General features: G+C 75.0%; 1 protein-coding gene and 1 pseudogene. One reads left to right on the top strand and one right to left on the bottom strand.

The window, feature by feature from the left end; translation table 11 throughout:
- Positions 1-409: MFS transporter (locus tag G3I40_RS05080; RefSeq protein ID WP_239091545.1), on the bottom strand; the 409-nt coding region annotated here is incomplete at its 3' end.
- Between the two features lie 64 nt (positions 410-473).
- Here G3I40_RS05080 and G3I40_RS05075 point away from each other — a divergent pair.
- Positions 474-664: pseudogene (locus G3I40_RS05075) on the top strand (helix-turn-helix domain-containing protein); the annotation flags it as partial.

Genomic DNA, 664 nt, shown 5'->3' with positions numbered 1-664 from the left:
CCTGCGCGACGCGGGCGGCGACCAGAGTCCACGCGCTCGGCGCGAGCCCGCAGGCCAGCGAGGTCAGGCCGAAGGCGGCGACGCCGAGCAGGAACAGCCGGCGCCGCCCGAAGGTGTCGCCGAGCCGGCCGCCGAGCACGAGCAGCACGGCGTACGCGACGGCGTACCCGGCGACCACCATCTCCAGGCCCGCGGGGGAGGCGTCGAGATCGCGGGCGATGCCGGGCAGGGCGACGTTCACGATGAAGAAGTCGATCATCGGCAGGGCGGCGCCGAGCAGGACGGTGAGCAGGCCGACGCGGCCCAGGCGCGGTGGCGCGGCGGCGGGCGGTGTCCGCGTGGTGGCGGTGACGGTGGTCATGCCGTCGACGATCGTCGCCCGCGCAGACTGGTACCAGAGTCTGCTCATCCTGTTACAGGCAGCACCTGGCAACAGGCTGAGCGCGGGGCCGGTGCGGAGGCATCCTGGAGGCATGACGACCGCAGTGACCGCCGATCAGCTCCGCCGCGCCGAGCTGGCCGCGTTCCTGCGCAGCCGCCGCGAGCGCATCACCCCGGAACAGGCCGGAGTGCCGCGCACCCCGCGCCGCCGCACCCCGGGCCTGCGCCGCGAGGAGGTCGCGCACCTCGCCGCGGTCGGCGTCACCTGGTACACGTGGCTGGA

The sequence above is a fragment of the Streptomyces sp. SID14478 genome (assembly GCF_010548525.1).
GTDB lineage: Bacteria > Actinomycetota > Actinomycetes > Streptomycetales > Streptomycetaceae > Streptomyces.
This window is presented reverse-complemented; position numbering and strand designations above follow the sequence as displayed.